Annotated in this window: 8 protein-coding genes and 9 pseudogenes; 8 read left to right on the top strand and 9 right to left on the bottom strand. The window is 59.1% G+C overall.

Annotation, left to right across the window (positions count from 1 at the left end; all coding sequences use genetic code 11):
• Window position 1 precedes the first annotated feature (1 nt).
• The 7 genes and pseudogenes from ACVIIV_RS15935 to ACVIIV_RS15905 all read left to right on the top strand — a co-directional run bounded on the left by ACVIIV_RS15935 (window position 2) and on the right by ACVIIV_RS15905 (window position 6,376).
• Entirely contained in the window at window positions 2-1,471 is a 1,470-nt protein-coding gene (locus ACVIIV_RS15935) for a lyase family protein (protein ID WP_456744997.1), read from the top strand.
• Window positions 1,472-1,661: 190 nt separating this feature from the next.
• Window positions 1,662-2,643: pseudogene (locus ACVIIV_RS15930) on the top strand (IS3 family transposase).
• A 984-nt stretch (window positions 2,644-3,627) separates the two neighbouring features.
• Window positions 3,628-4,370 (top strand): annotated as a pseudogene (locus tag ACVIIV_RS15925) (IS256 family transposase); the annotation flags it as partial.
• 71 nt (window positions 4,371-4,441) lie between these two features.
• Window positions 4,442-5,815, top strand: a pseudogene (locus ACVIIV_RS15920) (transposase).
• 44 nt (window positions 5,816-5,859) lie between these two features.
• Window positions 5,860-5,979 (top strand): annotated as a pseudogene (locus tag ACVIIV_RS15915) (IS256 family transposase); the annotation flags it as partial.
• A gap of 8 nt (window positions 5,980-5,987) precedes the next feature.
• Window positions 5,988-6,248, top strand: a complete 261-nt coding sequence (locus ACVIIV_RS15910) for a M24 family metallopeptidase (protein ID WP_456744996.1) — start codon at window positions 5,988-5,990, stop codon at window positions 6,246-6,248.
• A complete protein-coding gene (locus ACVIIV_RS15905; protein WP_456748931.1) occupies window positions 6,179-6,376 on the top strand; it encodes a hypothetical protein in 198 nt (65 codons plus the stop codon). Before ACVIIV_RS15910 ends, ACVIIV_RS15905 begins: the two co-directional genes overlap by 70 nt.
• A gap of 1,115 nt (window positions 6,377-7,491) precedes the next feature.
• On the opposite strand, the pseudogene ACVIIV_RS15900 reads toward ACVIIV_RS15905, so the two are convergent.
• The 7 genes and pseudogenes from ACVIIV_RS15900 to ACVIIV_RS15870 all read right to left on the bottom strand — a co-directional run.
• Window positions 7,492-8,151: pseudogene (locus tag ACVIIV_RS15900) on the bottom strand (enoyl-CoA hydratase-related protein); the annotation flags it as partial.
• Window positions 8,144-10,223: pseudogene (locus ACVIIV_RS15895) on the bottom strand (acetate--CoA ligase family protein). The pseudogenes ACVIIV_RS15900 and ACVIIV_RS15895, both read right to left, overlap by 8 nt.
• A complete protein-coding gene (locus ACVIIV_RS15890; RefSeq protein ID WP_456744995.1) occupies window positions 10,216-10,872 on the bottom strand; it encodes a hypothetical protein in 657 nt (218 codons plus the stop codon). Before ACVIIV_RS15890 ends, ACVIIV_RS15895 begins: the two are co-directional and overlap by 8 nt.
• 259 nt (window positions 10,873-11,131) lie before the next feature.
• Window positions 11,132-11,218 (bottom strand): annotated as a pseudogene (locus ACVIIV_RS15885) (hypothetical protein); the annotation flags it as partial.
• Window positions 11,219-13,278: 2,060 nt separating this feature from the next.
• On the bottom strand, window positions 13,279-13,899 hold the full coding sequence (locus ACVIIV_RS15880; protein WP_456744994.1) for a hypothetical protein: 621 nt from the start codon (window positions 13,897-13,899) through the stop codon (window positions 13,279-13,281).
• 441 nt (window positions 13,900-14,340) lie between these two features.
• Entirely contained in the window at window positions 14,341-14,733 is a 393-nt protein-coding gene (locus ACVIIV_RS15875; protein WP_456744993.1) for a hypothetical protein, read from the bottom strand.
• A 115-nt stretch (window positions 14,734-14,848) separates the two neighbouring features.
• Window positions 14,849-15,157 (bottom strand): hypothetical protein, encoded by a 309-nt coding sequence (locus ACVIIV_RS15870; protein WP_456744992.1) that lies wholly within the window; start codon window positions 15,155-15,157, stop codon window positions 14,849-14,851.
• Between the two features lie 370 nt (window positions 15,158-15,527).
• On the opposite strand from ACVIIV_RS15870, the pseudogene ACVIIV_RS15865 reads away from it, so the two are divergent.
• A pseudogene (locus tag ACVIIV_RS15865) lies at window positions 15,528-15,917 on the top strand (IS5/IS1182 family transposase); the annotation flags it as partial.
• A 48-nt stretch (window positions 15,918-15,965) separates the two neighbouring features.
• On the opposite strand, the pseudogene ACVIIV_RS15860 reads toward ACVIIV_RS15865, so the two are convergent.
• Together ACVIIV_RS15860 and ACVIIV_RS15855 are read right to left on the bottom strand one after the other, a co-directional pair.
• Window positions 15,966-16,369: pseudogene (locus ACVIIV_RS15860) on the bottom strand (DDE-type integrase/transposase/recombinase); the annotation flags it as partial.
• A gap of 272 nt (window positions 16,370-16,641) precedes the next feature.
• A complete protein-coding gene (locus tag ACVIIV_RS15855) occupies window positions 16,642-18,357 on the bottom strand; it encodes an AMP-binding protein (RefSeq protein WP_456744991.1) in 1,716 nt (571 codons plus the stop codon).
• Between the last annotated feature and the right edge of the window lie 1,428 nt (window positions 18,358-19,785).

Genomic DNA, 19,785 nt, shown 5'->3' with positions numbered 1-19,785 from the left:
CTTGCAAAACACAGGCCGCATCAAATCGACTCTTCATCCTGAAGCCAGCGCCATCGTCTTCGATAGTGATCTACAGCGTGCAGCGAAGGACGAGCTACCCTTCTACGCCGACATCGATCGTGCCCAGGCCATTATGCTTGAGCGAGTCGGATTAATCGACCGCGATCTCACCCGAAAAGTGCTGGCCGAGCTCGACAAAATGCAATCTGAAAACTTTCAGAGCGTTGCGGGTCGACCTGCCCCTCGGGGCTCGTATCTCGCGTATGAGGATTATCTCCGCTCGATAATCGGCAAGGAAGCTAGCAATCTACATCTGGGCCGGAGCCGCAACGATATCAACGCGACCCTCGTAAAGCTCAAGTTGAGAGGGCCCTATCAGGAATTGGCAGCCGAGCTCCTCAAGCTTTTGCAAGTGTTATGCGGTCTAGCTCGCGATCACCTTAAGACGGTCTTCCCGCTGCACACCCACCGTCAGCCGGCCTTGCCATCCACTTTCGCGCACCATCTGATGGCGTTCGCTGGGGCGCTCGCGCGCGATCTTGATGCGGTTCTCGCGCTACGTCAGTACCTCAATGTTTCCTGCCTCGGCGCTGGCGCGGGGGGGGGTACGACATTGCCCATCCTTCCGGAATTGACAGCAAGGCTGCTCGGATTCGCGACGGCCCCAAGTAACTCTATTGACAGCGTGGCGTCTCGCGATCTAATCCTTCGGCTGCTGGCCGGTTGCGCGATCCTCGGATCCACACTAAGCCGCATCGCCGAGACGTTACTGCTGTGGGTCGGCGAAGCGGGATTGGCTAGTTTACCGGACGAACTGGTAGGCTCTAGCTCCGCGATGCCTCAGAAGCGGAATCCGTTCCTTCTCGAGCAGGTCCAGGGAAAAGCGGGCGCGATAATCGGCTGTTTCGTCGCCGCAGTTACGGCCATGCATAGCACGCCCTTCACGAATTGTGTAGCTGTCGGAACGGAAGCTACTCGTCATATCTGGCCCGGCATCGACCATTCCATTGGAGCGGCGCGCCTCATCCGATTGTGCTTCTCGGGCTTGAGCATTGCCGAAGGCACAGCGTCCGCAATGCTCGAAAGGTCGTTCACGAATGCCATGGAAACGTCGACCCGCGTCGCGATCGAGCACGGTCTCGATTTTCGTTCCGCTCATAGTGAGGTCGGTCAGCTGGTTACGATTGCCATCGAGAGTGGCGCGGTAAGTCTCTCGGAGATCATGCAAGATGGCCGGAGACTCGGTTCACAAATCTCACCAGCGCCAGATGTCATTGCGGGAACAGCTCGAGCAGGGGGAGGACCCGCTCCAGAAGTAGTTGCGGCAGCCCTCGACGACCTTGAAAGACGCATCGAACGAACAGCCGCTCTTTTGCGGGACCTCGGCATAGGTTGGAGTCAGGCTCAAGAAGAACTTCGATCTGCAATCGCGAGGTTCGACGTGGGCCCAACAACAGTAGCACAAGACTGATGATTACAGAGCATTCGGTGCACTAGCTAATGCGGCGGTGGGCGCTTGGCAAAATCATCGTGGTCGATCCCTTGCATTAAGGCACCCTGAGTTCGATGGCGTCACCTACAGCTGCGGAAATGACGAGGGTGAGCTGCTGCCGGTTTGATGGACACCGAGATTAGGTGTTTCATGAAGCCGGAGGTGGGCGATAAAGAGACGGAAGTTCAGTCGCGAGTTCAAGATCGAGGTGATCAAGCTGGTTAGGGAGCGTGGGGTGTCGGTTGCGCAGGCCGGGCGCAACCTGGATGTCCATGAGAACGTTCTGCGCAAATGGGTGAAAGAGTTTCGGCTCCGATCTGGTGCAGGCCTTTCCCCGGCCACGGGCAGATGAAGCCGGAGCAGCAGGAGATCGAGCGGTTGCGCCGTGAGGTCGCTAAGTTAAAGGCCGAGCGGGTTATCCTAAAAAGGCCGCAGCCTTCTTCGCGAAGGAAGCGACAGGAAGTTCGTCTTCATCGCGAAGCACCGGGCGATCTGGCCGGTGGCATGCCTATGCGATGCGCTGGGGATGTCGGTCGGGCTTCCATGCCTGGCTGAATCGCTTGCCCAGCGCCAGATCCCGCAGCGACGAAGAGCTCGGCGGCAAGGTGAAGGCAAGCTTCATGGCGAGCGACCGCACCTATGGTGCGCGCCGGGTGTGGCGTGATCTGCTAGCCGATGGGGCGGATTGTGGCCTCCAGCAAATCGAGCGACTGATGCGCCTGCAAGGCTTGCGGGCGGCCGCGACGCCAGCGCTTGCCGAAGGACACAGCGTCGATCGACAGCTCGAGGCCGTACCGGCGAACCTCCTTGACCGGCAGTTCATTGGCGAGCGGCCGAACCAGAAGTGGATCGCCGACTTTACGTATCTCTGGACGGCCGAGGGCTGGCTCTACGTCGCAGCAGTGATCGACCTGTTCTCACGCCGGTTGGTGGGTTGGTCGATGAGCGCCGCCATGACAGCTCAGTTGGTGACCGATGCCCTGCTGATGGCCATCTGGCGACGCGACAAGCCGGACGCACTGTTGCACCACTCCGACCAGGGCAGTCAGTACACCAGCGAGATCGAACGATTTTACAGCACGATCCGCCGGCACTCGAACATCGGCTATCTGAGCCCAGTTGAGTTCGAGCGCGAGGTGGGATTAGCTTAACTCGGTGTCCATCAAACCGGCAGCAGCTCAGGGATGCAAGGTGGGGCGACCTCCGTCCATGCACTTTGAAAGCATGGAACGCATGAGGAAGTTTGCGCTAACGCGTCGTTTGACGTTGGCCGAAAGACACGTGGGTGTGGCGATGATCCTCGCCGGTCTTAGCGCAAGCACCGCTCTCACAATGCCGATGGGCTGTCGAACGAACTTGTCACAGCTCTCGTAATCCGCTTGGCTTATTTCTTGGAGAAAAGCTATGAACGCTCTTGGTTCTGATCCTATCAGAACGATTCCTTACGCTCCCTTCCCACCAGCCGAATACGAAGTTTGGGTCGCACAAGCCGGGTGTTTGATGAAAGAACATGCCCTCGACGCGCTTCTGGTGTCTTTCCGAACACAACTTGCGATATTTTGTTGGCGAGCCCAGTATGCCCCGCAGCAGACGACTCGACCTCGATTTCTTATCCTTTCGTCTGGGGACGCTATTGCAGTTGTTCCAGCGGGGATAGATCAATTTGTTATAGAGAAACTACCTGGGTGAAAACTTTCCGGAGGTGGCCTAGTCCGAATCCGAAGGACGAGGGTGTCTCCGCGCTTGCCGGAGCGTCGCGTGAGCTATTGCCAGAGTCCGCAAGGATCGGTGTAGAGCTTGGCGCGAGAGTAGGCTTGGCCTACCTGCGGGAGATTTCTTGCGTGTTGCGGAAGCGATCAAACCTCGCATCTTTGTCGATGCATCGGATCCGATTTTCACTCCCTTGCGAAGGATCAAGTCCCCGTTAGAGGTCGACCGAATTCCTACTGTATGCGGGCTCGTTTCGGAAGCGCATTTGGGTCGTGTCCCCAGTGATGGTGTAGCTCGGTAGAGCAAAGCCGGCCGCCGGCGCGCCCTCAGATAGCGCCGTAGCGGGCGAACGGCTTTGCGGTGGTCACCGGCAATTCGCCGGTAGGGTCGGGCTGCTGACACCAACCTGATTCGAGGAACCACCGATGACCGATGAGATGATGAACCTTCGCGCGCTCGTGGCGAAGGCCCCAGATGCGGATCTGCTTCGCGAGATGATTGGCTTTGCCGCCCAGCGATTGATGGAGCTGGAGGTCGCCGGGCTGACCGGGGCGGCCTACGGCGAGAAGAATGCCGAGCGCCTTGCCCAGCGTAACAACTACCGTGACCGGACCTGGGAGACGCGCGCCGGCGCGGTCGAGCTGCGCATTCCCAAGCTGCGCAAAGGAAGCTACTTCCCGGGCTTCCTGGAGCCGCGTCGGATGGCCGAAAAGGCGCTCACCGCAGTGGTACAGGAAGCCTATGTGCAGGGCGTCTCGCCCCGATCCGTCGATGATTTGGTCCAGGCCATGGGCATGACTGGCATCTCCAAGAGCCAGGTGAGCCGACTGTGTGCCGAGATCGACGACAAGGTGAAGGCCTTCCTCGCCCGCCCGATCGAGGGTGACTGGCTGTATCTGTGGATCGACGCCACCTACGTGAAGGTGCGCCAGAATGGCCGGATCGTCTTGGTCGCGGTGATCATCGCGGTCGGCGTCAATAGCAACGGCCGGCGTGAAGTTCTCGGCATGGACATCGGTCCCTCGGAGGCCGAGACGTTCTGGACCGCTTTCTTGCGCAAGCTCGCTCGGCGCGGGCTTTGGGGCGTCAAGCTCGTGATCTCCGATGCGCATGAGGACATTAAGGCCGCCGTAGGTGCTCAAACACCGCCTGGCAGCGCTGCCGCGTGGGGTCGTTGAAAAAGCTACAATTGGCTGATTCCGTTCTCGTCGGCGATTCGCGATCGGCGGAGCGAACGAGATGCTGGGGCGCAAGGAGCGGGATCAGTTGGAGCTCTTCATCACTGGCTCGCTCAGACAGCTCGTCCCAGATGAGCACGTGCTGGCGCGGGTCGATCGCGTGCTCGACCTATCTTGGCTAAGGGAAGAGGTCTCCGACTGCTATTGAGCGAACGCGGTCGGCCAGGCATCGATCCGGAGGCCGCGGTCCGCCTGATGCTCGCGGGCCTGCTCACCGGCATCGTACACGATCGCAAGCTGATCCGGGAGGCTCAGGTCAACATCGCCATTCGCTGGTTTGCTGGTTATGGCCTGCACGAGTCGCTACCGCACCATTCCAGCCTGACGCGCATACGCCGGCGCCGGGGCGAAGAGCGATTCCGTAGGATCTTTAAACGCACGGTCGAGGCCTGCCTGAAGGCCACGGTCGCAACAGCCGAAGTGGTTCACATCGATGCGTCGCTGATCCGCGCCAACGTGAGTTGGGACAGCCTCACCGAGCAGCATGTGGTGGATGTGCTGAGCGAAAATCAAAGCGAAGATGAAAGCGAGGATGAGAGAAAGGGCCGGCAAAGCGGGAAGTACAAAAAGGTCTGCACGACTGATCCCGATGCGACAATGGCTACGAATGCCCGAAACCGGCGACTGGAACCCACTTACAAGCAGCACAAGGTCGGTGTCATTCTGGATGTCGCGGTCACGACTGGACAAACGAACGAAGGAGAGATGATCGAGCCGCAAGTCGATGAGGTTGAATCGATTACGGGCATCGACATCAAGGTGGTCACCGCCGACGCGGGCTATGCCTACGCTAAAGTCTACGGCGCGCTCGAGCGGCGCGGCATTGATGCCCTCATCCCAGCTAAAGCCGAACCAATCAAGAGTCGCGTACCGCTCAGACGCTTCCGGTACGATACCAAGAACGACATCTTGACGTGCCCGCGAGGACGTATCTTGCGCCCGGCGCGGGCCCATCAAGCACGGCCGTTTCTTTTACTCAAAAGCGAAGGATTGCGTCCGGTGTCCGCTCAAGGGCGATTGCCTATCCAAAGGGCGGGTTAACAAAGCGGTCGTTGTCGGTGACCATTATCCAGCACTGCTGCGCGCCCGCCGCCGTCGCGAGCGATGGAGTAAGCAGGATCGACGTCTCTATCAACGCCATCGCTGGCGCTCAGAGGGCTTCCACGGCGAAGCCAAAACTTGGCATGGACTGGCGCGCGCCATACGGCGCAGTCTACCGAATATGAAGATCCAGGCCTACCTGACGGCCGCCGCCATTAACCTCAAGCGGCTGGCAACCGCTCTCCTTGCGCTTATTCTGTCTTGGATTGTCTCTCATAATGCGTTTGCGGCTTCAGATCGCGCCGTGGCGCGAGCTTTGACGCGAGGGCCATGATAGGGCCGGTCGCTGCATCGCGCGAAATCTATTGGCCACTTCTTCAACGACCCCGCGTCCACTTCATGCGCAACGTCCTGGCCCATGCTGGCAAGAGCGGAAGACGCGTCGTCTCCGCTTTCATCGCCACCGCCTTTGCCCAGGACGACGCCGAGCGACTTCGACCGACACCTTGCCTTCGGTTGATCCGCACACCCAAGATGCCTTTCAATCGGTTTGGGATGCGACTGAAGCGGGAATTGCCGCCGTGAAACCTGGCATTCCGATCTGCAATGTCTGGACTGCGATGTCAGCCGTACTAAATCGGTCAAACAGTCGTGGTAAAGCCACGAACATTGGGCGAATGGGACACTCCATGGGTTTATGGATGCCGGAGTTACCTTCGGTTCAACCCTCGGAGGAGAGATCCATGTCGGATTCACTAAGAAATTGAAGAAGGTCAAAATGGCGGCGACCGATGCGCTGCGCGTTGGCGGGCCGTTCCGGCACTGGGCGTCGCAGGGACGTGATGCACCCGTGCCTGCGGCCGGTATGTCGGTCGCCCCGCTGGCACGCTCGTGACGTTCGCCGAGACCGCGCATCCGGAAACCCCGCCGAGGCAGTAAGATCATGCTGGCGGCCAACGGGAGTTCGGCTACCGAGATGCTGGACCCACCGAAGGCGCGGAGCCAAATTGACTTTTCGCGCGGCAATGATGTCCGACAACGGGCTCATCGTGCTCGATGAGAGCCTGCCTCGTAGCTCGAACTCGCCGAGGAGATTGCACCGACCGAGGGCGCTGCGGTGTGGGCCATCAAGCGTGACATGCGCTTTCATGGATGGGCCCGCTGACCTGCGCCGACGTCATTTACGCTTTGCGGCCACAAGGATCCGGCGATCGGCTCGGCCATGCGTGCTCTCATCGCGCCCATGGAGGGGATCGTCGCAATCGGGGCCGCACGAGCGCGTATCAGACTCCGAACGCCGGACCTGCCGATCGTCTTCGGCATCTGGCCTGCGCGATCATTAAGGACGGCGTCACCGACCGAACGGCGAATGGCACCGGCCAGTACAGGTGCCAGGAGTTCCAGCCGGGCGTGCGCTCGCTCGCTCGCGGTGCGCAACACTGACTACTTCAAGCCCGGCAAGCCCTATCTGGATTAGGTCGAGCTTGTCGGCATCACGGTCGAGCAGGCGCACGTCAACGCGCTGCTCCCGGCTGATATGATTTCGTCGGCAAGTCAGCGCGCGGTTGGTGCGGTCCGCCGCCTCGACGTGGCACCCGGATCAATCCAGACTTCGTGCTGACGGTGACGCACATGTTCAATCGCGAGCACATTCGCCGGGCGATCTACCGGGGTTTCGCGGTGGTCGCTACCGGATCAGCCAATCGACCCTACCAATCGCTCTGCCCGTCGTGTCGCCCGCAGCGCCAAACTCTGACGAGGGGGAGCAGATCCTGCAGCTGCTCGGTCAGCAACTTAACCTACAATTGCTACTTTTCGTTGAACCGCAGCAACATCGTACCGAAAGCTCAAAAGATTGCTTAAATCAGCGCTCACCTTCTTCACGGCGGACATAACTGGATTAGCTGGGTTCATCGCCAACTTTTCTGGCGCAACTCCTAAGCCTGTCTAAGCGAACTACTTTGAAGATCTGCGGCTGAATCGTTCCTTGCATCGACTGGCGAGACCAACGTCCTGGAAGGTCAGCCTCTCGGCCACGCGCGCCGTCTCCTTGATGGCGGCAAAGACTAGAGGTGGGCCACTGGCGAGCAGGCGCGCAATCTCCCAGACTCGTTCTTCGAGCTTCTCCTTGGGCATCACTTCGTTAACCAGACCCCAGCGATGCGCTTCCGACACATCCATCCACCGCCCGGTGAGCAGAAGATCCATTGCAACGTAATAGGGAATGCGCTTCGGCAGCTTGATCGTTGCCGCGTCGGCCAGTGTTCCGGCGCGGATCTCTGGCAGCGCGAACGAGGAATGAGCGGAGGCGTAGATCAGGTCGCAGGAGAGCGCCAACTCGACGCCACGGCCGACGGCCATACCGTTGACGCAGGCGATCACCGGCTTGTTGAGGTCGCGCAGTTCCTGTAGCCCGCCGAAGCCACCCACTCCATAGTCGCTGTGGGGGGCGTCTCTGCTGGCGGCCGCTTTGAGATCCCAGCCGGCGCAGAAGAACTTGTCGCCGGCCGTCTTCACGATGGCGATGCGCAGATCAGGATCGTCTCGGAAGGCCTTGAAGGTCTCCCCCATCAGCCGCGACGTTTTCATATCGATGGCATTGGCCTTCGGTCGATCAAGCGTAACCTCAAGGATAGCGCCTTCGCGACGGGTGGTGATGACGTCAGCCATTCTTCTGTTCTCCAAGTACCAGCAGCGCGTCGGCAATCCAGGCCCCTTTGCCTTCGCTGCACACGATCAGCGGGTTGATGTCGAGTTCTTCAATCCCGCCGGCATTCTGCTGCACAAACGCGGCGATGCCTGAAATGGCATCGATGGCCGCTGCGACATCGGCCTTGCGCCGGCCGCGATACCCTTCCAGCAGGCGGATAGAGCTTCAGCCTGCGCAGTGCCGTCTCGATATCGTCACGCGTTGCCGGCAACAGCAGGGTCACGCTATCGCGCAACAGCTCAACCAGCACGCCACCAGTGCCCAGCGTCATGACCGCGCCGAACATGGGATCGCGCGTGAAGCCGACGATCAGTTCGGCGACGCCATCACGCACCATGCGTTCGACGTAGAGGCCGGCCCCGAGCCCGAGCAAATCATTCGCGGCGGCGCTGACGGAATCGGCGTCACCGAGGCTCAGCCGCACCGCACCGACTTCCGATTTGTGGGCCACACCCAACGCCTTCAGCGCCACTGGGAAGCCGAGCGCCGTGGACGAGATCACCGCCTCGATCGCATTGCCGGCGCGCTCGCCCTTTGGTACTGGCAGGCCGGCTTTGATCAGTCTCCTCTTGGCTTCGGCTTCGTCAGGCGTCACACGTTCGCCGCGGAACGCACCAGCCGCCACCGTGGCAATTGGGGGCGCTTGCGGCGCGCGCCATGCCGAGCCGATGAACGCCGCCGCATCGGCGGCCTCCATAGCTTCCGCAATACCGAATAGAGGAGTGATGCCCTTCGTTATGAGGTCGGCGGCGTACTCTTCAGGCATATTCTCTGGTAACGAGGAGACGATCGCGCCTTTCGCATTGGTGGCCTTCAGCGCCGCTTGGAAGGCTTGCCGCGGCAGCGATCGACCGCTATCAGTGCAGCGGTCGGGACGCGGGAAGTCGAGCACGAGCAGATTGAGATCGAAGCCAACCGACACCATCGCGGTGAACGTTTCAGTCATCGCTGGCACGTTGTTCCAGATGAACGTATGGTAGTCGAGCGGGTTGGCCACCGCCACCAATGGGCCGAGCGTCGATTTGACATGGGCGCGCTGCTGGTCAGTGAGGCGGGGGAAATGCACCAAGTGCCCGTCCGCGCTGTCGGCCATCACTGAAGCTTCGCCGCCCGAGCAGCTCATCGACGAGAGGCGGTAACCCAGTAGCGGACCGGTCACGTGTAAGAGCTTCAGCGTCTCGACGAATGTAGGAATCGATTCGACTCGAGCGACGCCGAGCCTCTTGAGGAAGGTGGCGGATGCGGCGTCCGAGCCAGCAAGCGAAGCGGTATGCGATACAGTCGCCTCCCGCGCCTGCTCGGAACGGCCGACCTTCATCGCGATGATCGGCTTTTTCAGCTCCCTCGCCCGTGCAGCCAGGCTTTCGAAGCTGGCTACGGAATCGAACGCCTCGATGTGCAGGCCGAGCGCAGTGACCCGCTCATTCTCGATCAAGCCAATCGCCATTTCGGAAAGGCCTGTCTGCGCCTGATTGCCCGCGGTCATTACGAAGGCGATTGGCAGGCCGCGCTTCTGCATAGTGATGTTGATGGCGATGCTGGACGACTGCGTGATGATGGCGACCCCGCGGCCGCTCTGGGGAAGCCTAGTGCCACCATGTTGGTCCGGCCACAAAAGCGCGCCATCGGCGAAGTTGATCAGACCGTAGGAGTTCGGACCAATGATCGGCATCTCGCCGGCCGCCGCGACAAGTTCGCCCTGTAGCCGTTCGCCACTATCGTCGTAGCCTTCCGTTTCGAGGAAACCGGAAGCATAGCAGACAGCGGCGCCGGCGCCGCGTTCGGACAAAGCCTTGACCACCTCTATAGTGAGGTGGCGGTTGACGCCAACCCAAGCGGCGTCAGGCGCATCGGGCAAGTCGGCCACGGACCGATAGGCCTTGCGGCCTGAAACCTCGTCCTTAGTGGGATGTACCGGCCAGATCTCGCCGGCAAAGCCCATCTTGATCGATTGCGCGACGACAGCTGCCGCCTGTCGGCCTCCAAACACGGCGATTGACTTCGGACGCAGAAGCCGTTCCAGTCTATGCATTGATCAGACTCCAAGCGGGCGCAGCAGCGCCCCGAATAATGATCGCGTAAAGGTCGACCTGCGTGACTGCAAGCCCGCTGGGATGCGCACCAAATATCGAGAAGGAATAACTGCCCCGATCGATCCCCAGAGTATCATCAGCAGGACTTGAATTTGCTGATCGTATGGCAGCGGTGCTGTCGCAGATTGAAGCGCCGATCTCGGCTGCATTGGATCTCGATGACGATTTCTCGGCCGAGACCTTCCGGATAGCCTTGGAAGGAGGCTCGGTTTTCAGAGGCACATAAGCGATTCCTTCAAGAGGTTCGACATCCGGAAGGCGAGGAACATCGTGCTTTAAGGCGCTGAGTAGGAGACTGCGATCGGAAGCCGTTTCATACAAATGGGTCAGTGCATCATGTCCCTTGACACAGAGACCTGACGGCTCATCGAACGGTGGACATTCAGCATAGTCGTAACGAAACGGCAGATGCTGGAGTCCAGACAGTGCCGACAGTGAAGTCCGGGCCCGCGCTGCCTGAGCGGCTTTCGCCTTCTGGTAGACCACGGCAGCAATACCGAGAACCGCGGCGAAGTCGCCCATCACCTCGAGCGTCCGAACGTGCGCGTATTTTTCGAGCGTTTCCGCGGAACGGCTGGATCTCAGCATGATGCCACTCGTCGCCTGCACGTGATTCTCGTAGCCGAGATAGTCGCTGCGTGGGCCGCGACGGACACCCCAAAGCGATCGAGTCGGTAGAAGATCGCATCCTTGTTGAGCGCTTTTTGCCCCTCCAAATCGACTCGCATACGCTGGACCTGCCGGTCAGGTGCATTCCAGACGACAATATCGATGGACGTCACCAGAAGGACTTGTCGGCCGACGGATGAGCCCATATCCGGAATGGAGTGCTTACCGCACATATTGGTCATGCCAAAATCACCTCAGCTCCGAATCGGGCGAGATAGCCGGTCGAATGCCAGCTCGCGATTACTTTGCAGAGGTCGAGAACCCGTACACCGTGGAGCCACCCTCCCGACGCTTCGACCCCACGGCTGGCCGGGAGCTTGGTAGGTTCGTTACTGGCCGAAGTCCACGACTGTGACGCCGAACAAACGAAGGTCTGAACGTGGCATGGCTATTCCTTCGTCGGTTTGTTCGGGAGCGTTGTTGGGGGCGCCACGCAAGTTGAAGGGGCGAGCTTTTCGCTTAGCCTGTCGCATGAGTATGATCACGTCCCAACGCTCGATTTTGCGCAACTACATTTGCGACGCTCCTTGCGGCCCGCCTTATCTCAACTTTGTAGGATCGTGGAAACCGGCGTCGCGGATTTCCCAGAACTCGGCCTGCTCGACCAGGATGCGCGAGACGGAGGCACCACAGTTGTTTAGTCGCGCCGCGATCGCGGGGACCTCGAACTCGGCAGCGAGTAGCTGAGTCGCATGAATGTCGAACGGCGCAAGAGCAGGACGATGCGACGTACGCCTCGTGGCTTGGTGTGGCCCCTGCGATCGAGATATCGTTTTGAGACCTGTACTTGAGGGAAACGCGAGACGTACAACGATCAACTATGCTTGTCATTGTTGCACCTTTCCCTATTGTGATGAGCTGTGTCACCGCTAGTTAACATCAATGACAAGGGTCAGGGCACTACCTAATCTGGTGAGGACTTGTAAGATATTTGAAAGAAGCGGTATTGTCAGCTATCAGCATCCAAAGAGCGCCTCATGGGGGCACTGCTTGTGGACGGTCTTAAAAATCGCCTCGAAGGCCTCTACCGCGACGAAAATGCATTGAGGTGAACAAGAGTACCAAGCACTTCTATCCACGCGGTTGCCGTGAAGTGCCCCACCTTGCAGCGGCTTTAGCACCAGGGGTGGCGGGGCATGATTCCACCAGGAGCGACGAGCACCGGGTGATCTGAAAATACAACTGAGATGTCGTAAAGTTTGGCGACGACGGCAAAGCGCCCGTCTCTCTCGAGCAGTCAGTGCACTTCGACGAGAGGCGACGATGGGCCACAGAGGGCCGCGCAGCTCTTCGTCTGGGGCCGTTGAAATAGTAGATTTCGTCAGCCACAACGTTCTATCGTCGGCGCGGACATGCAGCACAGCATGCATCCTTGTGACGAACGACCGGCTCGCTCGCCCAGCCGCATGGGTCCTGACAGGGGATGGACGATGCCCCTTGAGGCCTGCCCCTAGACCGACCCGCCCGGGCGGACGACCATGATCTGGTCGTATTTTCCGACCGCGACTTCGCCTTGGAGGCCGTATTGATGCCCATCGATATTGCAGAGCCGATGATGCTCGCGCAGAGGCTACAGCCCGTACATAGACCAACGCCCAGAACATCCTCGAAGTCTCGGGTGGGTTTGGCGATCGTCGCGTTCCGCCGGCGAGTTCGCGAGTAGCCTGATGCCTGCGCCGGCGCGCTTTAGGCGAGGCAGCTCTGCGTGCAGCCACGCCAGATTCGGCAAGTGCTCGTTCGCGTTACCGTGCACGGCTTCGTCGCGTCCGCTGCCGGCCTTTTCAGAATTTGCTCGTGTCCGTCCCTTGTCACCCTCACGCGTGTTCTCGTGAAAGAGAAGAAGGCGCTTGTCATTGGCGCCGCGCGCGTGCCCATCTTAGGAGGTACATGCGGTAAGTCTGGATTGGCCCCAAGATGCGGCGACGCAATCCTAACGAGTATCGACTGCGTCATCGACCTCCTGCACTGTAGCCACGTCGTCGTGCGCCGGCCACAGCGCCTCGCGCCACACTGGTTCTTGCAGCCGGTTCGCAAGAATCCGTCCACCTGTTTGCGTACTAGGGGCGGGCGCATCTCGAACGTGTTGTACATCCCTGCCACTCGCTGCAGGAACTCAGGTACAGTACGCGGTCCTGCTCCGGCGTCACCGACGCATACGGGCTGCGCTCCACCTTCAACCCAGCCCAGTTACCGCGCAGGTGATGAACACTTCGGAGACCATTGTCATCTTTTTCCTCCTGACAATTCGGCCCGACGCAAGTTGCACCAATGGGTCGTCGAGTTGTATCTCGCGATTGTTCACTGCTTTTGGATTTCCGACGAGGATCAATCAAGCGAACTCTTGACGATAAGCCCACTTGCGAGCGCCTCGACTGTGGTAGTCTCGCTTAGCAATTGGAGTGCCATTGCGGGATCCCATGCGCGGCTTGTCTGACGAGAGAACGAACACATCGCAAGAAGATGCTCTGGGACTGAGGCTGCGAGCTGTCGCAGTTCCGACATCGCCGTAATCAAGCGGACATGGCCGGCATGACAAAACGATCCCTTGGCAGAGGCTTTCTCCAGGACTTGGACTTCACGATAGACGCACAGCGCTTCCGCTATCTTCTGTGCGAACTCGGCGTCGCGATTTTCAAGGTAGCAGCTCACCTTGTGCGGCTTGATCTCTTGACCAAGGATCTTGCACACTTCCCTGGAGCAAAGCGTCGTCCACAACTCAGGCCGACAACCATTGTCTTTGGCCTTGTCACACGCCAGCGACACCAGCCAGGCTTTGGCCTCAGACGTGATCGTTGGCTGCTTGCCCGGTCGTTGACGATCATCGTAGGCGGCCAGCGCGCCATCGGCCAATGCTCGCTCGACACAGCGCTGCACCGTCTGATGATGGACCCCAAGTCTTTGGCTCACCGCGCAGAACGAGGGATTTTCTCGATACGCCAGCAGCATCTGGGCTCGCGATACCGGCTCGCCAGTTCAGTTCTCGACCACGAAAGAGCCGCCAAAGTCGACAGCGCTTTCACTCACAATTCGACCGCTCGCCGCCATCTTACCATAGTACAGCTCCTCGTTTCGCCGACCGCAAACGTCGCATCCGCCAGCAACCCGTCCGTTCCATCAATTCATCCCGCTCCACAACGCAGGCTTCATGAAATCGGTCGTCTAGTGCTAAACCGTCGCGAGCATGAGCTGAGTGGGCCAGCGCCTATCTCCGTCGCATATAGACGAGCTCCGTCTTAATGATACGCTTCCATCCCTAGTGCTCCGCATGATCTACAGCAAGTATGTTCTACCGGGGAGTTTCCTATATTCGTCCGCAGAATTCTCACCTCACCTGAGAGGATAGGGCTTTCCCGTTATTTCGGCTACTTTTTGCAAGATGCATTCGCATCACCGTTCTATGTCGCGGGCATCATGCTCCGCTGTAATGCACACCCGAATTCCCGCCTTTTCCGACCCGACTGTTGGGAAGAACGTCACCAGAGTATGGTAACCGACATCGAGAAGCGCTTTGGCGACTGCAATCGCCTTGGCCTCCGATCGGAAGGCGATCATTCTGATCGGAAGTGAATCACCTTGCCCGGCGGTTGCGAGACGACGATCAAAGAGATCAATGCGACGCGCCGGTTGCTCTTGTCGCCGGCCGAGTTCTGCGGAGCGGTGAATTTCGCACCACCCAAGCGCCGCACCAACCGCCGGTAGATTTGGCGTCATCGAATATGCATCGGGAACAGAGTAGCGGCGAAACAGCGCCTCATGATCGGCGGTTCCGAGCATCAACATTCCGCCCGATGCTCCGAATCCCATTGCCAGCGAGGCTGCTATAATCGTTTGCTCAGCGAGCCCCTCGGAAACTGAGAGCGAGCATCCTTCGCCTTGGCGTCCGAATATCGATATGTCATGAGTATCGTCGATATAGAGAAATGGCCCGTACCGTTCCTGGAGCTGACGATTCCTTGATGGGCGAATAACCTCCTAGAGAGCAAACGCCGTCGCATACATAGGCGACCACTGGATTTGCGCGGCACAAGTCTTCGAGAGCGTTGATGTCGTTGTGGACGATCGTTTTCACCAGCATTTCATCAGCAAACGGCTTGTAACGGGCAAGCGAGATTTGTGCAAAACCATCGAACACCATGACGGGCTTCCTTCCACCCGTTAGTTGACCCGAAGCAAGGATGGGTATCGCGCCCAGGTTGGCGAGCATGACACTGGAAAGCATCCAAGGAAGACATTCGCTGTCGCATTTCATCTCCATTCTGATCTAGCGACAGTAACGCAGCCGGCCGCTCCGCTGTGCCGCTCGACGCGCTTAGCGACCCTCGGCCGAACTGCCTATTCTGTACAAGTTTTATTCGCAGCTCGATCAACGCATTAGTAAACCACAGACTACTCGCTTGGGCAGCTACTAAGTCAAGCGGGGCCAGCTAGAGCTAAGAGAGGTGGTGCAGCAGCGGTGGCATCATGTACATAGGGCTCCAGTCGTGCCGATCGGCACATTTGTGGTGTACTAGGGTCTGTATTTAACTAGCGAACTCTCATTCCCTCGCCGAGTTGATTCGGCGTGGGGGACTTCGATGCGCAAAGGACTCTTCTGGATTAACGACAAGCAGTGGGCTCAGATACAGCCGCCTCTGCCGACGAACCAGACCAGCCCGGCGCGGTGACGATCCACGCTGTAGCGCCACCGCCCACCCCACGGTCCTTACACGCCGATCTATAATCGTTTTAATCGTTGGGCCAAGCGCGAACATTGGCCGGCAATCTTTGAAGCGCTCGCCCGCTGCGGACAAGGAGGGCGTGACTTTGCCCATCGATTGCAGGTTGATCAAAGCGCATCGCTTGGCCATCGGCGGAAAAGGGAAGCACAGGTGATCGGCCGCTCGCGCGGTGGCCGGACCACAAGAATCCACGCGCTGAGCGACCCTGATTGCAGACGTTCCGCATTTCATCTCACTCCAAGCGAACCACATTACCGCCAGGCTAATCCTTTAGAAACTCGCGCCACCCAAGTCCGTGAACTGGCTGCGCTGGTCGGTCTTGAAGATCTCCAGTCGCCCAAAACGGGCAAAGGCTTCCTGCAGCGCATCCACGCAGAAGGACACGGCCATCGTGTTCGATAGCCGCGCCAGCACCAACCGGCTCGCCCAGTCCATGATCGCCACGAGATTAAGGAAGCCGTAGGCGAATCGGAATGTAGGTAATGTCGGCGCACCAGACCTGGGTGGGGGCGCTCGATCGCGAGGCCCCGCAGCAGATAGGGGAAGATCTTGTGCCCGGCGCGGGCTTGCTCGTGCGGGGCTTCGACCCGAGCGCCTCGCCCCCCATCTTGCGCATCAGCCGCTGCACGCGCTTGCGATTTGGCGGCATGGCCCTCGGCGCGCAGCATCGCGGTCAGCCGCCGCAAGCCAACTCCAGGCGCAAATCTGGTTCGGGTGCACCTGATAGCCTGCGCCAGATCGGCCACCGCCGCTTGCTCCCGCGGCGCTTCCAGTGCGCTCTTCGTCTTCAGCGCCGCGTCAACTTCCCCCTCGTTCTCTGCGTCATTCTCCGCTCCATCGGTGCCACCGAACGGCCCAAACTCCATTTAGTCAACCGATTCGAATTTCGGAGTCCACTTCAGTCGAGTAGTCGTCGTGGCCCTTTGCGTCGCGTATGTATTGAATCGCAACTATGTGCGCGGGGTGAAAGTTAGCGCCAGCGTTTCTCCTCAGTGTCATAGGCGCCAGCAGTCGGATCGCTCACGGCCATCAGGTCGCGTTTGAGCACCTTGTTGCTGGAGGCGGTTCTAGGAAGCGCCGAAGTGAAGCTGATGTATCGCGGCACCTTAAATACGGCAAGGTGCGCACGAGCATGCTCGAGAATGCGTTCGACCGCCAGATTGTCCGGCGTGATGCCTTCCCGCAGTTCGACACAAATCTTGACCTCCTCGCCTCGCTTTACATCGCGAACGGGCACGGCGGCCACATCAGCAACATCAGGAATCTCGCGAATGACTGACTCGACCTCGCGTGCGGCGATGTTCTCACTGGAGCGGCGGATCATGTCCTTCGTGCGTCCCACCAGCCAATGAAAACCGAATTGATCGCGACGCATCAGATCACCGGTCTTGAACCATCCGCCTTCAAATAAGGCGGCATTTGCGTCCGGCTTCCTCCAATAGCCCTTGAAAACTCCGCGCCCGCTGACCCACAGCTCGCCCACCTCGCCAACCGGCGTGGGGCTGCCATCCTCGCTCATCAGCCGCAGCGCTCGAAACGGTGCGCGAATCCCGACCGAACCCGAGTCGGCCAGCTCATCGAACTCGTTCGCCATTCGTGTGCCGAAGCCGATTTCCGTCATCCCGTACGCTTCCTGGGTGCAAACTCGAAACCGCTTCCGGAATTGACGTACAGTGTCAGCCCCCCAGCCCCAATTCAAGATCTGCTTCAGGCAGGTCGCCCCATCTTCGTCGGCGGCCTCGGCCTGGCGCGCTATCAGCTCGGGAAACTGGCACCACTCGATTCGGTGCTGCTTGAGCCAACCAATGAAGCGAGTCGAGCTGAGTTGCGGAGCTAGGTAGTGCGTGCCACCCTGTCGATATGATTGCAGAAGATGCCATGGCCCATCGACATAGAAGAAAGGTTGCGCAGAAAGATACCTCTTGTAGGGCCGCCCGTCCCAGTTGGCGGCCTGGTACGAAAACACGCCCCAGTAGTCGTGCGTCAACATGCAGCCCTTTGGAAAGCCCGTTGTCCCGGAGGTATACTGAATGTTCAACAGGTCGTCGGGGCAGATATCCTCGTCCAGCGGAGAGCCGTCAAACCCCTTAGACAATTCATCAAGGGTAATAACTTTCCCTTCCGAAGGCTCTCCAACGACAATTGCTTGCTCCCTGGGGAGGTCTTGCGGCCAAGGCTCCATCGCCGAAAACACTAACCATGCGGATTCGTCGACGACGGCAAACTTGGCCTGTGCATCAGTGAGAACGTACTCGATCTCCCTCGGCGTGTAGCGCATGTTGATCGGGATGATCACCGCGCCAAGCTTCGCAATTGCGAACCATAGGATCGGGAATTCGATGCGATTTGGCAGCATTACTCCAATGTGATCGCCCTTGCGTACGCCGAATGCACGCAATGCCTGCGCATATTTGTTGGACAATCTGTCCACCTCGGAGTAAGTCGCCCGCTCGCCGCGATCGAAGACGTCGATTGCGGTCGTTGCCCCGTGTGTTCTCGCCTGAATTGAAACCAGCTGGCCGACTGTGATCGTCTCATATGCGGATTCCAGGGCCTCTATTTTGCGCATCACATTTACAACGCGCTCTTGAAGTTGGGTGCTTGTCAATTTTAGAGGAGGTATCACTGGAATCCAGGGGTTCACGAGGACGGAAGACAACTCTACCAACAGGCGCAACCTTTCCATGAGACAGCTCGCTGAGACTTCTGATCACCACAACCAGTGCCCGGCGGTGCCGATTTTCCGCACCTCGGCCTACTCATCCAGCATGCGCGTGACGAAGACGACCGTTGATCAGGCGCGCCTGGGAGGTCGAACGTGCTAACGTGCAGTTCCTCACGCGTATTGATGTCGAACGGCGGGCGCGAACTCAGGGCTACGCGCTGCACACCTTGTGACTTGCCCAGGCCCGCACGATCGAGACATTTTACGAGCTGACTGGTATTTTTTTGGTTGCGGCGCTCGTCATGTACTTGAAGGACATTTGATACGAGCGACGGATTAATTGCGCTTGCCATTGCTGCACCTTGTCCTCGTGCTAAGATATGTCAAGCCTGCATGGCGGCTCAGTAATTGATGTACCTAATTAACGAGGCTCGACACACTACCAACTCTGGTGAGGACTATGATCCTTGAACAGGGCACTCACGCCGCGCTAGCGGCACGGCCGGGTGGTGTCCATCGAGGGCTGCTCGAACGGCAGGCCACCGAGTTTGATCGGCTCTTCGGGGCAGGACCTTTATCGCAGGGGGGATGGCCGCGAGAGCCGGTTTTGCTTCATGGGGCACGTGCAAATGGAGGACCGCAACGGCCTTACGGCCGATGCGACGCTGACGCACGCAACCGATACCGCGGAACGGGAGGTGGGGCTGACCACGGGCGATTGAGCGAATGAGAAAGCGAACGCACCGCCGCGTCACACTAGCGCTGACAAGGCCTATCACGAGACCGCATTCGTTGAACAGCTGCGTGAGAGCGAAGTGACGCGGCATATCGCCATCAAATCAGCAAGCATGGCGTGGTCCGCACCCGGCAGTCGATCTGGCCCAAGCGGATCGAGGAGGTGTTCGGCAGAATCAAGCATAGGCCAAGCTCGACCAGGTCAAGGTGAGAGGATTGCCAGGGCCGAAGCGGAATTCAAATTCACCGTCGCCGCCTACAATCTGATTCGCATCACAACTGACGCGAGCCGCCGCCTGACAACAACGGCGGCCCGCCAGCTCCTTTGCCTGACTCTAATCTCAACGTGGATAGCGCCAGACAGCATGAGACTGTCCAATCGTCTGTGAAGAATTTGGGCGGGAGTCAATTGTTCGGTCCAGGCGGCGTTTGAGATTGCAAGTTTTCGGGATCTGACGGCTCAGAAACTTGCAATTTTGCTTTTGAGTATTGAACGAAGCCACTGGCGCGTCATTTGAGAGAGGTGGTAACGGCCGACCTGGACTGAACGTTCGAGGCCTATCCGCTAACCCGCACAGTGCCGTTCCCAATTTCGTCCTCGCCAAGTCGGTTATGCGTTGTCGGTTTGTGGGGTCCAGAGCCTCCTCCCAATATTTCTAGTCAACGGTTCTCTACTCGTGGCGCTTCCCCTCCCCGGCAAGCTCGGTTCTCCGG

This window comes from Bradyrhizobium sp. USDA 4354 (assembly GCF_054060315.1).
The sequence above is the reverse complement of the archived record's forward strand: the minus strand, read 5'-3'. Positions and strand labels throughout refer to the sequence as shown.

Coding starts and splice junctions, on each gene's coding strand:
- ACVIIV_RS15905 (WP_456748931.1), top strand. CDS start 6,179: ATGGATGCCGGAGTTACCTTCGGTTCAACCCTCGGAGGAGAGATCCAT.
- ACVIIV_RS15890 (WP_456744995.1), bottom strand. CDS start 10,872: ATGCTGAGATCCAGCCGTTCCGCGGAAACGCTCGAAAAATACGCGCAC.
- ACVIIV_RS15880 (WP_456744994.1), bottom strand. CDS start 13,899: ATGCTGCTGGCGTATCGAGAAAATCCCTCGTTCTGCGCGGTGAGCCAA.
- ACVIIV_RS15875 (WP_456744993.1), bottom strand. CDS start 14,733: ATGTTGATGCTCGGAACCGCCGATCATGAGGCGCTGTTTCGCCGCTAC.
- ACVIIV_RS15870 (WP_456744992.1), bottom strand. CDS start 15,157: ATGCTCGCCAACCTGGGCGCGATACCCATCCTTGCTTCGGGTCAACTA.
- ACVIIV_RS15855 (WP_456744991.1), bottom strand. CDS start 18,357: ATGGAAAGGTTGCGCCTGTTGGTAGAGTTGTCTTCCGTCCTCGTGAAC.